Source organism: Pedobacter nyackensis, from assembly GCF_900176505.1.
GTDB lineage: Bacteria > Bacteroidota > Bacteroidia > Sphingobacteriales > Sphingobacteriaceae > Pedobacter > Pedobacter nyackensis.
Genome location: NZ_FWYB01000004.1, coordinates 196,152 through 219,081, shown reverse-complemented (window position 1 = coordinate 219,081; position 22,930 = coordinate 196,152). Strand labels below are relative to the sequence as shown.

At 39.8% G+C, this 22,930-nt stretch carries 13 protein-coding genes; 4 read left to right on the top strand and 9 right to left on the bottom strand.

The window, feature by feature from the left end; genetic code table 11:
• Genes B9A18_RS10700 through B9A18_RS10660 form a run of 9 tightly spaced genes read right to left on the bottom strand, consistent with a single transcriptional unit; the run spans position 1 to position 15,538 of the window.
• Positions 1-1,695 carry a LamG-like jellyroll fold domain-containing protein gene (locus B9A18_RS10700; protein ID WP_084289281.1) on the bottom strand — a complete coding sequence of 565 codons (1,695 nt, stop codon included), beginning with the start codon at positions 1,693-1,695 and terminating at the stop codon, positions 1-3.
• Between the two features lie 44 nt (positions 1,696-1,739).
• The gene (locus tag B9A18_RS10695; protein ID WP_084289280.1) at positions 1,740-3,362 is read right to left on the bottom strand and encodes a DUF5008 domain-containing protein; all 1,623 of its coding nucleotides are present in this window, start codon (positions 3,360-3,362) and stop codon (positions 1,740-1,742) included.
• 37 nt (positions 3,363-3,399) lie between these two features.
• A complete protein-coding gene (locus B9A18_RS10690; protein WP_159452627.1) occupies positions 3,400-4,119 on the bottom strand; it encodes a fasciclin domain-containing protein in 720 nt (239 codons plus the stop codon).
• 19 nt (positions 4,120-4,138) lie between these two features.
• Complete coding sequence (locus B9A18_RS10685; protein WP_084289278.1) at positions 4,139-5,686, bottom strand: RagB/SusD family nutrient uptake outer membrane protein; 1,548 nt, start codon at positions 5,684-5,686, stop codon at positions 4,139-4,141.
• 11 nt (positions 5,687-5,697) lie between these two features.
• Positions 5,698-8,832, bottom strand: coding sequence for a SusC/RagA family TonB-linked outer membrane protein (locus tag B9A18_RS10680; RefSeq protein WP_084289277.1), 3,135 nt, complete (start codon positions 8,830-8,832; stop codon positions 5,698-5,700).
• Between the two features lie 18 nt (positions 8,833-8,850).
• Positions 8,851-9,957: a DUF5007 domain-containing protein gene (locus B9A18_RS10675; protein WP_084289276.1), complete on the bottom strand. Its 1,107-nt coding sequence runs from the start codon at positions 9,955-9,957 to the stop codon at positions 8,851-8,853.
• Between the two features lie 27 nt (positions 9,958-9,984).
• Positions 9,985-11,100 (bottom strand): fasciclin domain-containing protein, encoded by a 1,116-nt coding sequence (locus B9A18_RS10670; protein ID WP_084289275.1) that lies wholly within the window; start codon positions 11,098-11,100, stop codon positions 9,985-9,987.
• Positions 11,100-12,626, bottom strand: a complete 1,527-nt coding sequence (locus B9A18_RS10665) for a RagB/SusD family nutrient uptake outer membrane protein (RefSeq protein ID WP_084289274.1) — start codon at positions 12,624-12,626, stop codon at positions 11,100-11,102. The genes B9A18_RS10670 and B9A18_RS10665 overlap by 1 nt, the downstream gene beginning before the upstream one ends.
• The gene (locus tag B9A18_RS10660) at positions 12,626-15,538 is read right to left on the bottom strand and encodes a SusC/RagA family TonB-linked outer membrane protein (RefSeq protein ID WP_084289273.1); all 2,913 of its coding nucleotides are present in this window, start codon (positions 15,536-15,538) and stop codon (positions 12,626-12,628) included. Before B9A18_RS10660 ends, B9A18_RS10665 begins: the two co-directional genes overlap by 1 nt.
• Before the next feature lie 576 nt (positions 15,539-16,114).
• On the opposite strand from B9A18_RS10660, the gene B9A18_RS10655 reads away from it, so the two are divergent.
• The 4 genes from B9A18_RS10655 (at position 16,115) to B9A18_RS10640 (ending at position 22,928) form a co-directional block, all read left to right on the top strand.
• Positions 16,115-17,188: a FecR family protein gene (locus B9A18_RS10655; RefSeq protein ID WP_144009457.1), complete on the top strand. Its 1,074-nt coding sequence runs from the start codon at positions 16,115-16,117 to the stop codon at positions 17,186-17,188.
• 74 nt (positions 17,189-17,262) lie between these two features.
• Entirely contained in the window at positions 17,263-20,736 is a 3,474-nt protein-coding gene (locus B9A18_RS10650) for a SusC/RagA family TonB-linked outer membrane protein (protein WP_084289271.1), read from the top strand.
• Positions 20,737-20,750: 14 nt separating this feature from the next.
• Positions 20,751-22,184, top strand: a complete 1,434-nt coding sequence (locus B9A18_RS10645; RefSeq protein ID WP_084289270.1) for a RagB/SusD family nutrient uptake outer membrane protein — start codon at positions 20,751-20,753, stop codon at positions 22,182-22,184.
• Between the two features lie 24 nt (positions 22,185-22,208).
• Positions 22,209-22,928, top strand: coding sequence for a DUF4843 domain-containing protein (locus B9A18_RS10640; protein ID WP_084289269.1), 720 nt, complete (start codon positions 22,209-22,211; stop codon positions 22,926-22,928).
• The last annotated feature ends 2 nt before the right edge of the window (positions 22,929-22,930 follow it).

Genomic DNA, 22,930 nt, shown 5'->3' with positions numbered 1-22,930 from the left:
TTATTGATCCTGCCATACCCGTCCGTCTAACAACCAGCTCTCCTGTCTGGGTATCCTTAGCCAACTATAAATTTGAGCGGGAATATCGATTGCACCGGGTACCAGAAGAGCTAAATTGGTAGCTGGTGGTGAGCAAAGCAGATCAGAAAGTTTTCCCCAGGTAACCGTTCCATCCTGAACTGTAAGGTTGTTTTTTGCAATTCCCTCATCCTTAATGCTATTTCCTGCACCATCTAACATTGGCCAGTAACTGATCAGATAGTCGTAATAAGGATGTCCTGGATCAACATAGGTATCACAGGAAAATTGTGCCATCTTTTCGTCAGAAAAAGCAGCTTTCCAAATTTTAACGTCACTGATATAGCCATCCATTGATCCGTTACTAGGGAACTTCCCTAAGGTTAAAGGGAAATTATTATCTAAAACTCCTAAAGCTGTAATATCCGCTTCATTATTAAATTTCCCATTGGTAAACGTTCTGATGTAACGTTTACCTGCTTTATAATAACAAACCACAGCTATAGAATTCCAGGTACCTGCAGGCATATCGGCTCCTTTTATCTGTTGTGCTCCAGATTTAACACCCCTTGCATTTAACACCCAGTAAGCGTTTTCCAGAAAGATGTTCCAGCCAATTTCACCATGAACCCAGTCTTTCCGCTTTCCAATCAAGCTTGGCCAGGTAAAATTAAGTGCGTTCTTCTTCACCTTCAATTCAATGGTAAATTCTGAGTCACCAAAATTGTAAATGGAATTATCGCCGGCAGGATTCAAAGCCCTTAAATTTCCTGTGAATTTCAAAAAAGTCCCCGGAAAGCTACTACCAAGATAGGGCTTGCTGAGAATCCGCGTAGAATAGCCAGCATTATAAAAAATAGTAAAAGTATTGAATTCTGGTTTGCTAAAAATAGTATTGTCATTTTCAGAAGCAGGCAAGGTAAACGTTCCGCCTTTACTTGAAGAAATAACAACCAGCCATTTCTCTGATTTATAATTTGGTCGTTTTTTTAAGGCAGTAAGCATTTCCCCTACATAACCATCAAACTTAAGAATTGCTGCTTTATACGCAGGAAATGACAAGTCGTAGCCTGATGACTTTCCAGCTTCATCAATCCCGGAAAACTGGGCAACAACAACGCTTGATGCTTCTTTTTCGAGATCATTGACTACCGCAGATTTAACGGCAATATCATCACTTAACTGGGTGCTAAGGGTTGTTCCGTCACAAAGATTAGATTTGAGTAATGGAGAACTGGTAAATACTACAGTCCTTAAGGTAGGGTCTGTTTCTTTAATCCGTTTGAACAATACAGGAAAGTCTGCTAAGTGATTACCTGAAAAATCGTCTGACTTTACACCATGCTTTAGTGCTTTTACTCCCGTTAACATACTGGCATAATTAGCCGCATTGGTACTTGCGTCAATATCTGAAAGTCCATTCCAGGTATAAATGGAAGCTGGTAATAAACTGTTGATGTTTGAAGCCTGTGCATTCCGAACGGAAGTGCCTCTGGCTCCATCAACAATAATATAGAGTACCTTAGGTTTACTAAAGGCTACATTAGCCGAGTCTGTATATTCCCGTTCAGGTATCATCCGTTCAAAAGGAGAATTACAGGCCCCCAGTATAGCAAGAAGGCCAATACAGAACCAGGATGACTTTATGTTTTTATAAATATAGTGGCTTGTTTTCATCAGTATATAATTTGATTTTCAATTTTTAAATTCTGCTGCCGGGATTATTCCAGTACAACCCGAATAATACTATTTACAGGTTCATTATTGAATCTTGTGAAGAAACCAATTAGCAACAATGCTCTTTTATTGTCATCTGATTTGGTTTCAATAACATCATTAAGAAATCCGTTGAACAATCCGGTAGCGTTATAGCCTGGGGCCAGTTCTGCTTTACTATTTAAGATCATAAAGCCATTTCTGGTAATCCCGTTATAGGTATTAAAGTTTCCGCTTACCACCATTAAACCATCATTCAGCAGTTTTGCAAAACTTGCTCCTGGCCCATCAAATTTCTTTGGAGCAAAGCCTTCGTCTAATGATCCGTCGGATTTCAGTATGGCCAAATACTCACAAGGTTTGCCATTATATGTTCTAAACAATCCGCAAATGACATAGCGGTCAAGTATGTTGTTATAAGTGACTGAGTAAACATAATTATCTGGTCCTACGCCAGTATTAAAGCTATCATCAATAGTCCCATCGGCATTAAGTCTGATCATGTTCTTAGCCGATTTCCCATCAAAACTGCTAAACTTACCATACATCAGTACTTTACCCTGATATTTACCATCGGTATGAATGAGCGCTCTGGAAGGACCATTCGCGGCTTTAAAACCTTCATTTTCAGATGCATTAAACCGATATGTTTTATCCAGTGTACCGTCTGCATTTAATCTCAAAATCTGAGGCATCCTGATGCTATCCAGAATAATAGTATCTTTTTCGCTTCGCTTGTTGGGCTGGTCATAACGTCGACTGATAAAGAAATCAAATCCACCGGAAACAATAATCTTATCGTCAGGTTGTTTATACAATTGAGATATGGCTTTGTCTGTACCCGCATTGAATTTTGGAAAATACTTAATTGTATCCGTCTGATCCGGTCTTCTAAAAGTATGTATGCCTATTGTGTCAATTGATCCGTTTTTACTCAGCATCGTAAGGTTACTGATATTTTCAGTACGTTGATTGTAACCACTAAAACCACCGCCGATCAGATATTTCCCATTATACTCAATGATAGAACTGATCGGGCCATTAGATCCCTTGCCACTACGTAAATTAGGGTCATAAGAAAAATCTCCAAAAACACTAACGATGCGATTGATAGGTCTGACTACACCTTTATTATTGTAATTAGTAAAACCACCTATAATCAGTTTTTTACCGTCTAAGAGCTCAAGTACCTGACTCACTGTTCCGTTTGCTCCATTTGGCACTTTAAAGGTAGGGTCAGGATTAATCAAACCATTTACCTTAAATTTAGGCCCAAAAGCGAGCACATCTCCCACGGCAACAGAAAGCACTCCTGTGCTGGCAAATTCCGGGACCTTCACTTTAATATAGGTTGTTGTAATCTCTAACACCTCTGCCTTTTCTCCATTAAACATAAAAACAAGTTTGTCCTTATAAGGTAACATACCCGTGGCTGGCACAGTCACCACCGTCCCAGGCCCACCTTCAGAAGGTTGCGGTACTTTAACCCGATCCATTTTAATTCCCAAACCCTCGGTACTTGCCGAATAAGGTTCTGAGAACTGATCTGTCACTTTACTGCAGGACATCATTATCAGCAGTAAAAACATGCCTCCCAGTATTGATCTATTTCTTTGTCGTATCTTCATTTCTTTATTCTAATTAGTTATCGGTTAATATATAAACCTATCGATTGGAAATCTCATTAATCATTTCATAAGCGCCCAGACCAAAAGCATCACCAGATAGTTGCAAAGCATGCACCACGCCATTATTCGGCTTAATATCTGACGAAGAAACCCTTAATGTGTTGAATGACTGATCAGGGCTGGATAGGTCGGCTATATAAGTAATGGTAAGTCGTCTGTAGCCAATATATTTGACTCCGCCTACATCACCATAGATAACTCCGATTTTTGCTGCGGTATTGTTATAAGCATAATAGTTCTGTCCCGGATAAACCGCGGTCAGATCGGGATCAAGCTGAGGATAGTCCGCTAACTTTTTTGCGCCCTTGAAGATATGTCTTTGCAGGAATTTGGCCCAGGTAGCCCCTTCAATATCTGCCAGTGTTTTAATCGTATCCTTACCGTTTCTGTATAAAGCTGCATTAAGACTATTAAATTTCTTAACGGAACCAATCATTTCTTTAACTTCATAATCTGTAGGTGCAAAAAAGGTAATGTCCTCCTTATTAAAAACATCTTCCATACCCGCCAGTTTAACGATAGTAGCAATGGTATCAAATGGAACTGCTCTGAATTTCAGGTATTCCAGCATGGTGCCATTGAAATTAGCATTTGCTTTACCTCCATCCAGGTAGTATTCATCCTTTTTACAGCCTGTAAAACTAAAAAGCAGTACGAATCCTAATACCAGGTAGGTTTTATTGATTAGATTTTTCATTATATTCATTATTATAGCGTTAGATTCCGACTGTGTTGGTCCAGTAGTCATTAAGTGTCATCAATGGATTATCCTTTAAAGCCTCGCTGTCAATTGGCCATGTCCAGGCTCCCCTGTTAAACTGGTCAAGTGTCAGTGGATGGTTTGCCCATCGCTGGCTCAAAATCCTTTTTGTTCTGACAAGGTCAAACCAGGCATGCCCCTCGCCCTGAAGCTCCCTGCAACGTTCCAGGAATATAAAATCCTTCAAAGGACCCTGGCCAATATCATAAGGAATTGCGCTGGCCCTTGCCCGTACCAGGTTTACACTGTTAATAGCCTCCGGATCCCTACCAAGTTCAGCTAAAGCCTCTGCATGTAAAAGAATGGCATCTGATAGCCTAAAAATCAGAAAGCTGTTGTCGGCTAGTTGATCTTCATTACCAGAAGCATAAATGTTACCAGCAAACTTTGGCATCATAAAGCGACCGTTATTTGCATAAATATCGACATACCACAAATCTTTCCGTTTGTCAGCCAGGTCCCTTGGAAATAATTTTTCCATATAAGCTCCTCTGAATGCCATTAATGAAGTCTGGTACTTAGCGGCTGGAAATTTGTAAGGATATCCCAGAAATGATTCTCCAAATGGGGCTAAATAATTAATTTTGTCACTATAATTAATACTCTGATAAAATTCAAATAAGCTCTCTTCTGATCGGCCTTTGATTACCTCCGGCCATCGTTCAAGTGGCAGTAATGAATAAGCATTCCCATTTTGACTGAGCAATTCCTGTCCGCATTTTACAGTTTCTTCATAATATGCATTGGCAGCGGCATCGTCAAACCCAGCATTCCACATATTCATGTGCATCATCAACGCAAGTGCCCCACCTTTGCTTGCCCTAAGACCTCGTAATGCAGGATCCTGAAAAGTCCAGGGTAGATCATTTACATGTTCCTTCATATCGGCAATACATGCTTTCATCACAGCGACCATATTTTCACGAGGCAAAGGTTCAGATTGATATGGATTGGTATAATAAACCACATCTCCATATAGCCTGACCATCCAGAAATAGGTGAAGCAGCGAATAAAAGTAGCCTCGGCAATATATCTTTTCTTCTCATTTTCCGAAAGGTTAGGAACCCCCTCTTTGAGTTTACTGATCAGAATGTTGCAACCTTGAATAGCCTGGTAATAGCCTTTCCAATTGGTGATAAGACTAAATTTAAATCCCGACCATGCAGAACCAGAGCCCGCACCAGTAATAACAGTCATCAGGTCATTATTACCCAGCACTTCTACCACTCTTCGGCTAGGATAAAATTCATGTGTGGAAATTGCAAAAGCTTCTCCCGATCGGCTTTCACCTGTGGCGCCAATTACCCAGCTTTCATTAATTTTTTCAAAGAATTTCAAATATATGCTGGAAATATTAGCTTCAACATCTCCTTTAGACTTATAAAAATTATTGCCGGTAAGCTCAGTAAGCGGGGTAAGATTCAGGTATTTTTTACAGCCCAGAGGCAGTACCATACAGATCAGCAATATGACCGCTGCTATATTTTTTTTGATCACTTTCATAGTTATTTCAATTAAAGGTCTAGGTTAAAGCCAAAAATATAATCTCTGGAATTTGGATAACCCGCAGAAAGATCTCTTCCGAGAGCCGTTACATTCTCTGGGTTAGGTCCGGAATATTTAGAAAATGTAATGATGTTACTCGCACTCATCTGCACCCTAAGGTTGCTTATGCCCAATCGTTGTGCAAATTTTTTGGGGAACGTATAAAACACGGTTACGTTGTTAATTTTCAGGTAAGTTCCATCTTCTTGCCACAAAGTCTGATCGTAACGGAAGGGTTGAATAATACTGTAACGATTATAATCATAGGCATAAGGATATTTGGCTACATCGCCAGGCTTGCGCCACATGTCTACATCCGGAAGCGAAATCACCGCTTTTCCGCCAAATGGATCATTCATGATACTCAGACGACTTGCCAGGGCATTGTTTAAAATTGTTCTTTTTGCAGTATATGAACCATAAATATTCATCCCCACCGACTTATAAGAAAGGCTGGCCGACATACCTCCTGTGATTAAAGGCTGCGAATTCCCCGTTATCTGATAATCGTTCTTATCCAGGATATAATCACCGTTTACGTCTTTAATATTTGGGTCACCGGCTTTATAAACCTGATTCCCTGTCTGGTAACGAAAACCTGTCACAGGATCAACAGGAACATCATTGTCTACCGCATACACCCCTTGATTGATGTACAGATAATTGGACAAAGTATTTCGCCCTACGCGTAAAATCGTATGCTGACCATCGGCACCGGCAAAGAGTATATTTTGTCCGTTATATCCCTCAGGTAACCTGGTAAGAATGTTATTATTCCAGGCGCCATTAAAGGAAAGGTTAAGTTTAAATGGGTTTTTACTGGATAATGGCCTGATGGCAAAATACAGTTCATATCCGTAATTAACCATTCCTGTCTCATTACTTGGGAAATTTCCAAATCCGATGGTATTAGACATATTTTGAGTATACAGTTCATTTTTTATTTCACTGAAATAAGTATCAAAGTTCAGATCGGCCTTACCGTTAAACAGACTAAAATCTAAACCTAAATTGTACATCTCCCGTGTTTTAGGCTGCAGGTTCGGATTTGGTATCGAACCAAAATCGATGCCTATACTCTGCTGGTTATTATAATTTCCACCGATATTATATTTGCCATAAATGCTAGATAAACTTCCTGTTGGGGTGATGTTCTTTCCCCAGCTGACCCGGATTGATCCGGAATTCAACCAATCAAAATGAGACATCCAGTTCTCCTTACCGAAATTCCAGCGTAGACCCACAGAAGGATTTTTCGAAAATGGATTATTTAGTCCGCTTGAGGATGTTCCATCAATGCGATATGCGAGGTCGAGGATATATTTGCGCATAAAATCATAGGAGGCTGATCCCCAGAAAGAGGCTAACCTGCCGCGATTATAAGTTAAAACGCCACCCCCTTTTGATAAAAAAGCATCAAAGCCCAAGGGACCTTGGAACTGATCATTTGGCGTACGCTCTTGTCTGATCGCTGAGGTCTGCCCTCTTGATTCGTTGATATCATTAGCTACAGAGACATAGATACTATGCTTTTCCTTAAAAGTGGCGCTATAATTAAGCATATTCCTATTGTACAAAGAATTGCTTCTTCCGTTAAATCCATACACCTTCGAAAACTGCTGATTTGCAGCAGCGGGGGTAAATGTATCCTCAATATCCGATGAAAAACTATAATTAAATGTTGACATGATTTTCAGACCTGGAAGTAAGGTGTACTCCGCGTCAATACTGGTCCGGATATTCCGGGTTGCATTATCATTTACTGTTTCCAAAGATTTAACCACTCCACCACTGGATTGGTAAAAAGACGGCCCCGGAAGTAAAGATGAGGACTGAGCATTATCGGCTACGCCACGTTGAAGAAAACCAAGGCCATCCCCTTTTTGTTGCTTTCCAATCCCACCCGAAAGAAATGTGGTAAACCTGAAACGATCATTAGGTCTTAGTTCTGCATTCATGTTCAGGGTGTATCTACTAAATCCGGTATTTTTTAGAATCCCCTTATTCGCAAAATATCCCATATTAGCTTTGTAGTTAAATTTCTGATCTCCACCATCAATGGCCAGATTATGCGTCTGATTAAAAGTTTTCCTGTAAAATATGGCTTGCCAGTTTGTTGAATTGTTATAATAACTGTTCAAGCTGTCCGATAGCATCGGTGTCTGTGAGATTCTGATGATGTCAGCAAAACTTTTTGCATTTCCATAAATCTGTTCCAGTTTCAATGCCCGTTCGTCATTTCCACCAAGCGTTTCTCTTAACGCAGGAGGTGTACTTACAAAAAAGTTATTGGTATATCTGATTCGAGGAATTTGGGAATGGCCTCTTTTAGTGGTAATGATAATAACCCCATATGCTGCCCTTGAACCATATAATGCGGTTGCCTGTGCATCACGTAAGACTTCAATACTTTCAACATCCTCCTGAGGAATAAGTGATAAAGGACTAATGCCCGGTCCCTGAAGGTCAAATCCCATCTCAGAAGCTTTATCGGCATCAATAGGAATCCCATCAATAACATAAAGCGGAGAGGTTGGCTGCAGGAATGTTTCATTACTGGAATTGGAAACGGCTAAAGTAGCTAAGCCCCGAAGCTGTACAGTCCCTCTAAATCCCGGTGCCCCAGTATTATTCTGGATGTTCAATCCAGGAACCTTTCCCTGCAACAGTTGCTCAACATTCGCCACAGGAATATCCTGCAATTCATCGCCTTTTACGGAAAAGGAAGAACCAGTGGTGACTTCTTTGGAACGGGCAACAAAGCCCCGAATCACTACCTCATCCATACTTGCGTTGGTTTCCTTAAGCCTGATAGTCAGATTCAACTGATCTGTGCTTACTTTCAACCTGTAGGGCTGATATCCTACATATCTGAAAATCAAGGTGCTTCCTACAGGAGCTGCAGCACTAAAGTGTCCCTTTCCATCTGTAAAGGTAACAGCCTTATTTGTGGTACTATTCACTAGGGATACTGCCGGTATTGGCTGCTTTGTTCCCTCATCGATTACGGTCCCCTTTAAGGTAACCTGTTTAACTTGTGCTTTTAAGCTTAAGGATAAGAATGTTATACAAACCAATACCCTTAAAATTGTTCTTATTTTCATATGCTTATAGGTATTAGTTTATTCATCTTCAAATTTTGGATTGTCATTGCGGAATTGAAAAACAATTTCCCAGTCCCCTTCTCTATAAATACTAAAATCCAGACCTATAGATCCTACCTGGCGAATACCCCCAAAACCCAATCTGGAATAGCTAAAGTTTACATTAGCCCTACCACCACTTGCATATGAAGTAGGGATATTGATCAGGGGAATAGGATAAGCAACATCATATTGTACATATTCATCAGTAGTTTGCCTGTTAAATCCATGAACTAACTGATCCCATTTTGTTTCATTAAACTTAGCAGGATTAATAACCACAGCATTCTTGTCCAGGAACCTGAAGCGCAGGGAATGACCGTTTCCTCCGGAAAATGGCCTGATAGACACGACCACATCATTGGACACCAATTCTTTCCGGGTACTTTTCCCTATGATATTGGATATACGCGAGGGACGGATATAATTCAGTTTGTTAATTGGATCCAGGAAATCGGCCGGAGTTATTGCAATCTTTCCTGTATAGGGATTAAAGTCGTTTGATGGCTCGTAAGGACGCTCACGCCATAGTCTGAACTCGAGATCCTTTATGATCACTTCTCCTCCGATATTCGAAACTTTCACATCAAAATAACGACGATCCTGTAACAAATTTGTACTATCGGTTTTCCTGGCAGGAATAAGATCATCTGTAGCGGAAGACCATAAAATCAACTGCCCCGAAGCACGAACCTCAAGAAGTGGTCTTAGTTCTTTTTTTCTTTTACTATTGATTTCTTCCAGCGTTTTTTCTTTACCATCATAAGCACCTGTCCAAACCCAAACTTCTTTTGTTTTATAGAAATCCGTGATAGGTCGACCATCACCATAGCGTGCATTAACTATACTAAAAGTTAATGGCTGTGTTGAATTATCAGCATTGAAACTTCCCATTAGTGTGGTCCGACCCAATATAGGCTCAAAGAATTTTGTGCCATAACTGATTTTATTACTAATGTATTCTTTTTCGCCAGGCACCTCGAATAATTTCTTACAGCCTGAGAAAGATAAAATAAAAGGCACAGCAAACAGCAACCATTTGCTTTTCCTTTGAATATTACGATTATTATTAAGGTTGAAACTCATTTCTGTAATTTGTATTTTTTGATCTGTTTATAGTTTAAAGCCAAGGATATATTCAGCTATTTGCAACTCCGTTGCTCTCCCGTTATTTTCAGTAATGTTCATGCGGTAATACTTATAAGCTTTAGTATTTTGAAAGCGGTAAACTTTCTGCATGAAAAACTCAGGAAAATCCTGGTTGATTTGCTGATCCAGCTTTTCCCAGGTCACCATATCCTGTGAGCCCTGAAGATTCCAGTTTCTAGGATTCCTTCCTGCGTTGTCATTAGCAGAAGTGAAAGCGTAGGCATTACATATTTGAGCTGTCGGAAATTCAATATTGATCCAAAAAGGCTTCGTAACTAAAGCATTAGTGTTTAGAAACTTCGTGATTGCCGATCCATCTACCATAAAATAAGATTTTTCTGGGTAGGGACTATCCGGTGCTTCCGCTGAAACAGTTAACTTCCCACCATACAATTTGAAGTAATTTTTAGGAGGAAAATTTAGCGTAAAGCGCTTTACAAAATCCTGAAATCCGGCAATGTGGTCCTGATTGATGGTATGTACTATGCCATTCGTAGCGATAATATTGGTAGAGCTTGTGCTGGTACTCGCCCAGCTACGTTGAAACTGGGTCCATCTTGTATCGCTGTAAATAATGGTCTTAGGCCCACCATTTTCAAAACCGGAAGTCGCATTAGTCTTTAGTCTCGCATTCATTTGATAGCCATATCGCACACCTCGTAAAAGCAAGCCATCCTGGTCTTTCATATCCTCAGTAGTAATTTTACCTCGCATGATGTATTGCGTCATAATCGTGTCCAGCTGGATATAGTCCATGCCTGATAAATTCAAGGGTGGTTTTCCGGCCAATTTGCGCGTATTGTTCAGGTTAGTTACAGCCAAACGAAAACTCGAATTGGTAACCGCAAAAACTGTGATATTGCTATCCCTGAGTGTCGTTTGAAGTCCCAAACGATCAATAACCAGCACCATGGAATCAAATATTCCTTTTTTGCTTTTCAGATAATCATAGGTATTTACCGGAACTGTCTGACTCAATGCCTTGTGATCGTAAAAACCGGAGTCTCTGCGACAAGCAATGATGGCTATAGCGATCATTCCAATTAGGAACAATTGCTTTTTAATACGATTGATTTCCATTATTTCCAATAAAGATTTTGAGTTAACAATTTATTTTGTTGCAATAATTGCTCAGCTACAGGCCAGTATATACCACCGGAGTTAATCAGCTCTGTAAAAGCACTGTTATTATGTCGGATCTTGTTGTAACGTATTAGATCATACCAGTAATGCCCCTCTCCCATCAACTCCCTTTTTCTCTCCTTAAAAATGGCATCAATCACTAATCCGTTTGTTGCTTCGGCATAATTTGGAAGTCCCCGGTTTGATCTGATCACATTCAAGTCGTTAATGGCAGCTTGGCGGTCACCAAGTACAGAATTAGCTTCTGCACGCAGGAGATAAACATCTTCCAGACGTGTAAAAAGAGCAACACTTGAAAAAAAGCTAAACTTGGCATCGGATGTTGAAGTTGAAGCTGATCCCCCCATTATAACTTTGATTTTACTAAAAATCGGATATCTGGCGTCGAAATTATAGAAGTAACGATCGGTAGTTGGACGGCCCAGGGTATCCTGACCGAATCGGGTATCTTTCTTTTCATTAAAAACCTTAAGGATAGAGTCCTTTGGCATATAGATATCAGGGATTGCTTTATTCACAAATGGAAATGCAAGTGTGAGCTCTTCTATGTGACCAGACATTCCGCCTTCCCCATGCTGAAAAGTAAAATTGAATCCCAATAAATGGGTGTGTCGTTTTGCTGAAAAAAATTCCCCTGAACTAGTCAGATTATCTACACTAGTCAAGCCAATCTCGGCACTACCAGCCTCATTGATCATTTTTGTTGTGTAGGTAGCTACCTTCGGATATTCCCCCTGCCAGGCTGCAATGTGGGCCAGAACAGCATAAGCTGATACGCGACGGGCCAATGACCCAGTCCATCTGCCAAGGTTCTCACCGTAATAGAGTCCCGGTTGCTTTGGATCATTTTCTCCATATTTATTTGGCAATATATCCATCACCGCAACCAATTCCCGCTCCGCCCAGGCGAGTACCTCAGCGCCACTATTTTGAGTCTTATTTTCAAACTCGCCATCATGAGAGGAAATAATAAGTGGCACATCCCCCCATACCCTCACCATATAGAAGTAAGCAAAAGCCCTGAGAAAACGAGCCTGAGCGATATCAACCTCCATATTATTGACGGTGTAACGTTTATCAGCCTTTTTAACATCATTTACTCGTTCGAGAAAGATATTTGCTGCATTAATTACCGCGTACCATCTGCGCCAGTTAGAAAGTTCATCCAGTGTTTGATAGGAAGCCTTTAGCCTGTTATCCGTAACCGCTTTAAGGTCCTGTCTGGAGGTGCTAACAAATTGTTTACCCCTTAAGTCGCCATAAATCCAATGGGCATTATTATCTACCATTGCGGCGCGTGTTAATCCATATATGCCTAATAATGCTACCCGGGTATCCTCGAGTTTATTCCACATATTCACTTCACCAACTGCCCTGGTTGATTGAACATCTGTTATTTTCTTACAGCTGCCTATCAATATAAAAAGCAGTAGAACAGCCATTAATTTTATATTTCTTTTCATTACAAGTTCATTTTTAATCCAAGGGTATAAGTTCTGGGAAGAGGCATTCCATATCCTGTGTCGTAACCGGTATAAGACACCAATTCAGGATCCAGGCCCTTATATTGGGTTAGGGTAAAAAGATTATTTGCCATGGCATATATATAAAGGCTATTGATTTTCATTTTCCCCTTACCCAGTGCCGAGGTGAGGTCATAACCTACTGAAAGCGTCCGCATTTTTAGAAAAGATGCATTCTCCACGAATAAATCCTGATCAATACGGTATGGAATTACATTGCTCCATGGGTTATATAGCGGATAATCGTTTCTGTTTCCTCTTTTTTCCCAAAATGTGATCTCCTTTACAGACTCTATGGCATTACTTCCCTCGCGGTTAATAAAATCCAGAGAATTGGCCATCTGTTGATTCAGCACACTACGACCCAGGTTGAAATAAAAATTCATGCTCAATGACCATTTTCCCAATTTGAAATCATTATTGAAACCGCCAACCGATACCGGCTGACTATGACCATATAAAGTTTTATCCTTATTATCGATCTCGTTATCTCCATTCTGATCCTTCCACTTAGGATCTCCTGGCTGAAGTGTGGTTCCGGTATATTTCATTGTTGTGCCATTGCTAACAGGAATATCATTGACAGAATTATATATCCCCTCATTGGAAAGCAACCAATAACGATCCACTGCCTCGCCTACCCTTAAAAGACTGTTGCCGATAACCATTTCGTTGAGTCCACCTGGCAAAGCCAGCAATTTATTAGCGTTATAGCTGATATTGAAGGAAGATGTCCATGAAAAACCACTATTGCCGGCTTGAAAAGGAGCATAACTCAATGATAACTCGGCCCCTTTATTATTCACAGACAAACCAGGTTCTATGGCAGCTTTGTACCCATATTCTGCATAGGCTGGTATACGTAACAATTGATTTTTATCTGTTTTTGTATATACATTCAGACTACCCTGCAAGCGATCGTTATTTATCCCAAAATCAATCCCAAAATTCACCTGATCGGTATAGGCCCAGGGAATGCCATATCCTACCCAACCAGAATTATAAGGGCGGGAAAGTGTTGAATAGCCATTGAATCCAGGTAGGGTTACATTACCAGTATATCCGATATTTGATGTATACTGAGGTCCCTGCCCATAATTATCAAAAGCATTTAATTTGCCCAGACGGCCAGCGCTCAATCTCAGGTTTAATGCTGAAATATTGTTTTGGTTTGATAACAAATCGTTTTTAACATTCCAACCTGCGGACAATACCGGAGAGAAAAACCATCTGCTGGTAGGCTGGGCATTTGACGAGGCATCGCCCCTCAAGAGCAGCGAAAGGCTGTATTTATCTTTGAATTCATAGGAGCCATGGCCATAAACTGAAAAGAGGTTATGACTTGTCTTATCTAAAAACTTAAACAATAGATTAGCAGGAAACGACTTTGCCGTAAGTTCATTATCAATCAGATTTAATTTAATCAAATCATTTACTCCCCTATAGCCATAACCATAATTGTATTTTGAAAGATCCCATTGTATCACCTGGCCTCCGATTAATTTCAGGTGATGAGCTGCCCCAAATTGTTTCGAGTAAGAAATCACATTTTCAAAAAGCAGCCGTTGATTATATCCAAAATAATTTGAAGCATAATTGTTGCCTTCCATAACTGGCTTTGTAAAAAAGATGTCTCGGTTAGCTTCATTATAATCAACTGCTATTCCTGATGATATTTGTAAATTCTTCAAGTTTACCATCAACTTTCCATAACCATCCAGCATGGTATTGACGTTATTATCGAACCCATTATTGAACTGGCTAACATATTGCTGGTACACCTCCTTGTTAGGTGCGAGTGGCATAGCCAGCGAAGGAATATAGTTGGTTTGCGCGTACCGGTCCCGTAAGTTCCGATTCCTGGCACGCTCCAAACGATTGGCATTGATCATTAGCGAAGCGGTAAGCCACTCCAGCGGCTTCATGTTGATATTGAACATCACGTTGTACCGATCCAGCCCGGTAGAATCAGCAATTCCCTGATTCCGCATGTTGCCGCCCGAAAACCTGAAATTTGCCCGCTCACTTCCGCCTGAGAGATCTGCCGAAATGCTATGAACCATTGCGTTCCGATAATAATTATCTGTCCAATTCGATGGGCCATTGTATATGGTACTCGAAGAATCGCTCAAGTATTGCGGGTAAATATCTTCATCAGAATACCGCCCATTTGCCGTATACCGATCATAAAACTGCTTTCTGAATGCGTTTTCATACGAAGCATTTAAAGTAGCTACGTTTGGTCTCGGAGCAAAGCCAAAATAACTGTTAATGCTGATTCTCCTGATTTTACCTGCCTTTTTGGAAGTCAAGACAATTACACCATTGGCAGCGTTAGGTCCATACATGGCAACTGCAGATAGATCACGCAATACTTTGATTTCTTCAATATTGTTCATGTCAATATTCGTCAGAAGATTTGTTGCCGTGCCTATCCGATTGTAATTGTACAACTGGATATCGTAAGCAAAAGGATGTTCCCCGATAAGAGGTATCCCATCCAGCACAACTAGCGGTTGTTGTTGTAATACATCTGCCGGAGATATCAAGGGAGAAGAAATGCCCCTCAGAAACATGTTTTGTACCGTTCCAGGCTCTCCGCTTGGCTCCTGAATATTAAGGCCGGGGACCTGTCCCTTAAGGTACTGTTGCAATGAAACAGCAGGAATTTCAGCGAGCTTGTATGATGATACAGCTGCACCTGCTTCCTTTATAAGTTTTTTCTTTATACTCAGCTTTGAGGTATCTCTTACAGACACCTGAAACGGACTTTTATCCGGTTCTTTCCCATAGACGTAAGAAAAATTAATGCATAGCGATGCACATAACAATAGTGGTAATTTAATACACATAGTATTGAAATTAATAGAATTGAGTGTTTGTAATTTTAATAAATACTTGGCCGCCAATAGCAGGATCGCTATATCTGGACTTTAGGAAAGAGTAACGTTTTTTACATAGTTCATTTGGTTAGTTTTTAAGGTAATTAACTCATTTAGTTTCCCATAGAAATTAGAAAAACTCATTTAAGAAATCATCCAGGCCAGTGCACTAACACTAGATGAGCGGTAATCAATAACACATTAAATTAATATATGTAAGTTGCTAAAAGCAAGAACTGTTAACTACTATTAAATTGACTATTTACAATGCTTTATTTGCATTAAAATATAAATAATCTACGTAGCGTGTTTCTAATTTCGGGAATCTATTGTCAGCTAACAGGCAATTGTTAGCTCTGAGCTAGGTTTAATGGCTTAAATGCGACAAAACAGTACCATTCCACAAAATGTTTTGCAGTTCGGTACTATTTTGCTTTCTATGATGGAGGACTTCCTAATATATTTTTTTTCTTTTAGCGTAGGGTAAGGCCGGGGGCTTTGCGTATTACCCCCAATAAAGGCAATACGAACTAAAAGAAGCTAACCTTGAAAAATATACTTTTGAAAGAATTAATTACGAAATCCCTACATGGGACGCTTGACGAAGAGGAATCCAAAATTCTGTATGACTGGATTCAAGAATCTAAAGCCAATGAGGAGTTATATGTAAAACTTAGGGATGTAGACACGCTACAAAACATACTGGAACAGTATAATCCTAAAAGCAAACCAAAACAAAAAACATATAGGATGTTTCAATGGGGCAGCGTGGCCGCTGCTATTGTGATATTGACAACCATCACGTTGACTTTCTGGAAATCCGGTAACCCTACTTCGCTCAAAACACCAGTTGACAAGATCATGCTCATTTCGGGTAACAAAAGCTATCAGCTTTCGGAAAAACTAGAAAAAAACAAAAAAGTTCCCCGTACTGCAATAAGTAAGCTCTTTGGTATTCCGGAAGTAAAAAACCAGGCCTTGCAAAATGACTACACCTTAATCGTGCCCAAAGGAAAGACCTACGATATAGACCTAATAGACGGAACAACCGTAACGCTCAATGCAGATAGCAAACTGATATTCCCGACCAAATTCACCGACAATAGTCGTATAGTAACCTTATCTGGCGAGGCCTTTTTTAAGGTCGCTAAGGACAAAAAGAAGCCTTTTATAGTAAAAACCAATCAAGGAGAAGTAAAGGTGCTGGGAACTCATTTTAACATTAAATCCTATAAAGATGCGGGTGCAGATGCAATTTCATTAATTGAGGGGAAGGTACAAGTAGCTAAAGAAGATCAGGTGCTAACCCTTGCTCCTGGTCAAGAAGCCCGACTTCGAAAAAACGAACCCATAAAAGTATCAGCATTTGATCCGGAGGAAGTATTGGCCTGGAAAGAAGGTCTATTTCTTTTTGACGATCGAAGTTTAGCGCAAGTATTGACCGAACTAGAAAAATGGTATTCGGTAGAATTTGAATACAGCAGTACAGCACTCAAATCAATTCCAATATACATTAAAATAAAAAAAGACAGAAAAATCGAAGATATCCTTGTTGCGCTGGAACGAACAAATCATATCAAATTCAAAAAAAGCGGTAATGTCATCAATGTAAGTCCATGACAAAAACCGCAGCATTAAATTTTAACAATTCAACTATGAACCAATAACCTAATGATGAACCGCTAAACCTAATTATGAACCAATCAACTCGCTTTTACAAAAAACTTTTGTCAAAGGGGCCTAAAGCAATACTGACCATATTACTCCTCTTTACAATTGTCTTCAACTCGCAAGCCGCAGGGCTTGTGCAGCAACAAGAAGAACGTATTACCATCTCTGTTAAGAACATTTCCATCAAAGAATTCATCACCAAGATCGGAAAACTTAGCAAATTAGAGTTGGTATTTACCAGCTCTGATTTAGATGAAAATCAAAGGATTACCTACCAAGCCAAAAATAAACCGCTCAATCAGATTCTGGAGGAAAGCCTAAAACCTATTGGCCTTGGTTATAAAATTGAAAAAGGGATTATTTCTATTTTTCGACAACAAAAAACCCCGGTTAATGAAAGTCCGACAAGTTCTGCACCTGGTGTAAAAAAACTGAGTGGACATGTCATTGACGCATTAACCAAGCAACCATTGGCAGGTGCTACCATATCTAGTCCCTCCAGTCCTACCAAGGTAATCACCCAAGCGGATGGTAGCTTTAGTATACCTGTAGATGCGACTGAGAGCTCGTTGACGGTATCATATATTGGATATAAGCCAACAAATGTTCCGATTCGGAATCAGTCCAACGTTGCCGTCCATTTAAATCCAGTCGCAACGGCACTGGATGAAACGGTAGTTACAGGTATGTTTACCCGTAAGCAAAGTACCTATACTGGTGCAGTTAACACGCTTAAAGCCGTAGATCTTGAACGTACTGGTAGCTTAAACATCATTGAAGCGATATCACGCTTAGATCCATCTTTTCAATTATTGGTAAATGATCAATTGGGATCCAATCCTAATGCTATTCCCGATATACAAATGAGAGGTGCTTCATCTTTTTCAGACATGAAAGCGCGCTATACTTCTAGTCCCAATCAACCACTTTTTATCATCGATGGCTTTGAACAATCTATTGAACGGGTTTTTGATATGGACATCAACCGGATTTTGAGTATCACTTTATTAAAAGATGCTACAGCAAAAGCAATTTATGGTTCAAAAGGAGCAAATGGAGTAATCGTAATTGAGACAAAAAAGCCATTGCCGGGAAAGCTACTCATTTCCTATAAGGCAGATTTAAATATACAAGCTCCTGTACTAAGCGATTATAGACTAACCAACGCAAGTCAGAAACTTGAAGTCGAGCGCTTGGCAGGTATGTTCTCTTCCCCTTATCCGGAACAACAATTGGCCCTCGACCAAAAATATCAGGCCATACATAGCGATATCCTTAAAGGTGTGAATACCGATTGGCTAGCTCAACCTACACAGGTAGGAATAGGAAACAAACATTCACTATCATTAGATGGAGGGGATGAAAGTGTCTTGTATAGCCTCAATGTTGGATACAATAACATTGCAGGAGTAATGAAGGGATCAAGCAGAAATAGCCTTGAGGGAGGTTTTAGTTTCCAATACCGCTATAAAAACCTCATTTTCAGAGAGCAGCTTTCTATTATATCTAATAAGGGCAAGGAATCTCCCTATGGCTCGTTTGAAGACTATTCAAAAATGAACCCATATTGGAAAATGAAGGATGAAAGAGATCACTTAATCCCCATCCTTGGTGTGTACGATAGGTATCATGCTACAGATCTTGATGGAGATGGGATCATTGATCAGGAGTTCTCTATATATAACCCTATGCTCAATGCCAATACCAGGTACTTAAACCAAACAGCATATCTTGATCTAACCAACAACTTTTATGTCGAGTGGGCACTACCAAAAGGCTTTAGGCTAACTGGCCGTCTTGGCATTACTAAGTTAAAAACTGATGGAGATCTGTTTTATCCGTCCAATTACGCGACTTTAGATCCAAATTCTCCATATAATTTTCGTGCAGTGCGACCAGATGCTGCAAACGATGCTTATTACAAACGCGGAGAATATACAAAATCACATGAAAACCGATTCAATCTATCCTCAGATGTTGGACTAAGCTATTCCAAATTGATTGGAAAGCACTTGATTTTCTTTAACAACCAATATACTGTTTCAGAAAACCAAAGCAAGATGGAGAGTTTTAAAGGACAGGGTTTTGCAGATAATGCAACTTCGATATCACAAGCCAGGCAATACATGGAAAATGATAAACCCTTTGGTAAAGACACTAAAGCACGGGAGTTGGGTATAGTTGCTTCAACGAATTACTCTTATGATTCAAGATACCTTTTGGATGCCAACTATAGGGCCAGTGCCTCTTCCCTATTTGGTGCAAATAATCGTTGGGGACACTTCTGGTCTGTTGGTGCGGGCTGGAATATTCATCAAGAGAATTTCTTAAAAGAAAGTTCCATTATTAACAACCTAAAAATCAGAGGATCCTATGGTTACACCGGCTCTCAAAACTTTGAGTCCTACCTTGCCATGGCTACCTATGCCTATTTCAACGACCGTGTATATGATGATGTGATCGGTGCTAACCTACTGGCTTTGAGTAATCCGGAACTGAAATGGCAACAAACATTGGATAAAAATATAGGCGCAGATCTATCTGTATTTAAGCGCTTTAACCTATCATTCGATTTTTATACCAAAACCACATCAGATTTGCTAACGCCAATCAAAGTGGTACCATCAACCGGATTCGATAACTATACCGAGAATTTGGGTAAATCAGAAAATAAAGGTATTGAAGTAAGGGCAAACGTGCTCCTGATATCCAATACGAAGCAAGATATCCAATTATCGGTATTTGGAAATTTGGCCCATAACAAAAACAAATTGTTAAAAATAGGAGATGCATTATCAGCCATTAATGATGCTACCGACAAGAATCAATCGGATATCGATCCCAACCCGGAAAACAGTTGGAAAAAACAGCCCAGGGTAGAATATGCTGAAGGAGAATCGTTAAGTGCAATTTGGGGTGTACGCTCTTTAGGTATTGATCCTTTTAATGGGATGGAAGTGTTTTTGAAAAAAGATGGAACCAGAACCTATATATGGGATACAGCAGATAAAGTTGTACTTGGTGATGCGTTAGCAACAGTTCAAGGTACATTAGGATTTAATCTGGATTATAAGGGACTGTCTATATCTACCAATATTTCCTACAGAATAGGAGGCCAAGACTATAATCAAACGCTGGTAAATCAGGTAGAAAACGCCGACTTACAATACAACGTAGATCAACGGGTATTTACAGAAAGATGGAACCCCGAAACTCCTGGTATACCGGCAAAATATAAAAGACTATCCAGAAATGGCAGTCCAACTATGCCTTCCTCCAGATTTGTTCAAGACAACAATGAGTTAAAATTATCCTCACTTAATATTGGATATGATTTTCGCCATACAAATTTTATAAAGAATGCTAGGCTCCTGGAAAGACTAAGGGTATCATTTGCGATGAACGATTTGCTAAGGTTCTCTACTGTTAAAGCTGAACGCGGTACCTCCTATCCTTATGCAAAATCATTTATAGGTTCCATCCAGGCAACATTTTAAAATAGATCTGAATTATGAAATACAAAGAAATTACACGACAAATTATTGTAAGCATATTCATACTTACTATTTTATCCCAATTTTATGCCTGCAAAAAATGGCTGAATGTGCTTCCTGAAAATGAGACAGAAGCTACACAGCTGTTCTCAACAGAAAGGGGATTTCAAGAGGCTTTAAGTGGAGTGTATACCTTAATGAGTGAGGCCGAACTATATGGTCGCGAACTTACATTCGGCTTAACTGATGTTATAGCACAACAATATGGACCACTACATGAAATGAGTCCTTATTTTTACACACAATACTTCGAGTTTAAGATCGACCAAAGCTTACAGCTAAGTAATGCCATATGGAATAAGCAATTTAATGCCATTGCGAATGTAAACAACATCCTTGCTTTCATTGATAAGAATGAGCCCGTTTTCACCTCAGAAACCTCCCACGCACTGATCAAAGGAGAAGCTTTAGCCATCCGTGCCTTTTTACATCTGGATTTGCTGCGTCTGTATGCTCCCCACAAAATAGCAAACAACGAAACTGAAAAATGGTTGCCCTATGTTGATGAATTCAGCAAAAACACGTCCCAATCACTATCCTATGATGCTTTTATGGATAAATTATTGATCGACTTAACCAATGCCGAAAAACTATTAAAGGCCGATCCTATACTTACGGGCAAACCTTTAACCGATCTATATTTTAAAAACAGACAGTATCATCTCAATTACTTTGCGGCAAAAGGACTTATGGCACGCGCCTACCTTTACCGTGGCAATTCAGATAGGGAAGCTTTTAATTGTGCAAAAGAGGTTATTGATGCACAGCAGATTAAAGGATTGTTTCCATTTGTCCAGGCGGTAGATGCTACAAATGTAGAGCGCAACAAGCGTGATAGAACTTTTTCAACAGAGCAGGTATTTACCTTAAATATCCGTTCGCTTCAATCTTTTATTACCGGCTATGTAAGTCAGGTACAAGGTGGGTTGGCATTAATTCCCCGCGAGCCACTGACAGACTTATTTGAAGGCTATGCCGATTACCGCAAAGAGTTCTTCGAAACAGATGGCACTGTACAATCGGTACCTTCTAAACTCTGGCAGGTAGATCCATTGAAAAAATACACTTACAAAATGCCCATGATCCGCATCTCAGAAATGTATTATATAGCTGCAGAAACGGCCGAAAACCTAACTGAAGCCGCAGGTTATTTGAATAAAGTAAGGCAGGCGCGTAATATTCCCGCAGCGTTGGTAAATCTGGATCCGGAAATGCTAAAAGCGGAAATTTATAAGGAATACAAAAAAGAGTTTTTTGGAGAAGGACAGCTGTTTTATTATTACAAACGACATAACGCATTAAATGCAGGTGGTTGGAGCCAGCAATTCAAATATATATTACCAATGCCAGCAGATGAAATCAACTTTGGTGACAGACCACGACCAAACTAACACACAACCTTAAACAAAAAAATTATGAAGAAGATAATAACACGCTGCTTTCTAATCTTCACAATCAGCATGGCATTTTCGTGCAAAGAAGATGAAATCGATTTGTTCACAGGGAAATCTGCACTATTTATTGGTGTTAAAATGGATGAGAGAAGTACTCCTGAAAATGATATGGACTCAGTTCGAAACGTTTCATTTGGATTTACTGATCTGCAAGAAACCACTATCAATTTTATGGTTCGCTTGCAGGGAATACCAGGCAAAGAAGATCGAAAAATAAAAATCAAGGTAGCGGGTTCTGCAACAAAAGGCAGCGACTACGAACTAAATGAAAATGTGGTGTTGCCAGCTGGGGCACATTATGTGCTTGTTCCTTGTAAGATAATTCGAAACCCAACACTTATGGATACGCAGAAGAACATTGCTTTAAGTCTGGTTGCTGATGAGCTGTTTGAGGTGCCCGATACCACCAGGGCTCGCATCAACCTATCCGATGGCATACCTACCAATTGGGTGAATAATTCTTTCGCAGCCTACGTTTTAGGTAGGTGTACAAAAGCTAAATACCAATTCTTTTACGATATGATGGGCTATTATGATTTAGCTGACATTTTATATGGAGATCTAAATAACATTAGCAAATATCTAAATAAGAAAATAGAGGACTACAATCTCAATCCAGCTAAGTATGAACATAAATACGGAGATGTACCATTGGCCTTCCGATTTGATCCATGGGACTAAAT

What these genes read in the sequence shown, in the direction of transcription:
- B9A18_RS10650 (WP_084289271.1), top strand. Translation starts at nt 17,263, where the DNA reads ATGAACCAATCAACTCGCTTTTACAAAAAACTTTTGTCAAAGGGGCCT.
- B9A18_RS10675 (WP_084289276.1), bottom strand. Translation starts at nt 9,957, where the DNA reads ATGAGTTTCAACCTTAATAATAATCGTAATATTCAAAGGAAAAGCAAA.
- B9A18_RS10670 (WP_084289275.1), bottom strand. Translation starts at nt 11,100, where the DNA reads ATGGAAATCAATCGTATTAAAAAGCAATTGTTCCTAATTGGAATGATC.
- B9A18_RS10660 (WP_084289273.1), bottom strand. Translation starts at nt 15,538, where the DNA reads ATGTGTATTAAATTACCACTATTGTTATGTGCATCGCTATGCATTAAT.
- B9A18_RS10645 (WP_084289270.1), top strand. Translation starts at nt 20,751, where the DNA reads ATGAAATACAAAGAAATTACACGACAAATTATTGTAAGCATATTCATA.
- B9A18_RS10665 (WP_084289274.1), bottom strand. Translation starts at nt 12,626, where the DNA reads ATGAAAAGAAATATAAAATTAATGGCTGTTCTACTGCTTTTTATATTG.
- B9A18_RS10685 (WP_084289278.1), bottom strand. Translation starts at nt 5,686, where the DNA reads ATGAAAGTGATCAAAAAAAATATAGCAGCGGTCATATTGCTGATCTGT.
- B9A18_RS10690 (WP_159452627.1), bottom strand. Translation starts at nt 4,119, where the DNA reads ATGAAAAATCTAATCAATAAAACCTACCTGGTATTAGGATTCGTACTG.
- B9A18_RS10680 (WP_084289277.1), bottom strand. Translation starts at nt 8,832, where the DNA reads ATGAAAATAAGAACAATTTTAAGGGTATTGGTTTGTATAACATTCTTA.
- B9A18_RS10695 (WP_084289280.1), bottom strand. Translation starts at nt 3,362, where the DNA reads ATGAAGATACGACAAAGAAATAGATCAATACTGGGAGGCATGTTTTTA.
- B9A18_RS10700 (WP_084289281.1), bottom strand. Translation starts at nt 1,695, where the DNA reads ATGAAAACAAGCCACTATATTTATAAAAACATAAAGTCATCCTGGTTC.
- B9A18_RS10640 (WP_084289269.1), top strand. Translation starts at nt 22,209, where the DNA reads ATGAAGAAGATAATAACACGCTGCTTTCTAATCTTCACAATCAGCATG.